The 555-nt window shown below is 46.3% G+C and carries 1 protein-coding gene; it reads right to left on the bottom strand.

Going from position 1 to position 555, the window contains the following annotated elements; translation table 11 throughout:
• On the bottom strand, nucleotides 1–534 hold a 534-nt coding region (locus R7Z50_RS30040; RefSeq protein WP_318150092.1), incomplete at its 3' end, for a carbon starvation CstA family protein.
• Nucleotides 535–555 lie beyond the last annotated feature (21 nt).

The following is a 555-nucleotide window of genomic DNA, read 5'->3' as shown; positions in this document are numbered from 1 at the left end:
CGCGATGATGTAGTAAGCAAAAATAACCACAACCATTGTTGTCATGCTTACGTTTAGGCTGGTTTGATCATTGATTAGGTTTGTGATCATGCCCGCTGGCGCTGATACGAATACCACACCAACAAGAAGCAACAGGACAATGGCAAAGATATTCATAAAGTGTTTTGCGCCATTACCTAGGTAGCGACCAGTAATCGTTGGCACTGATGCACCGCCGTTACGCACTGAAAGCATGCCTGAGAAGTAATCGTGTACGGCACCTGCAAAGATACAACCTACAACAATCCAAAGCATTGCGGCTGGGCCGTAAAGTGCACCCATGATTGGGCCAAAGATAGGACCTACACCAGCGATGTTAAGTAGCTGAACTAGGTAAACCTTCTTTGTTGACATTGGAACAAAGTCAACACCATCCGTTTTGGTGTGTGCAGGGGTTTGGCGTTTCTCATTGATGCCGAAAATTTTCTCAACGAAAGCGCCGTAGATGAAGTATCCGCCGATGAGGGCAGCGACACAAGTTAGAAACCACATCATAGCAATTGTCCTTGGTTGGGT

It is taken from the genome of Vibrio sp. 1249-1 (genome assembly GCF_033340495.1).
The sequence above is the reverse complement of the archived record's forward strand: the minus strand, read 5'-3'. Positions and strand labels throughout refer to the sequence as shown.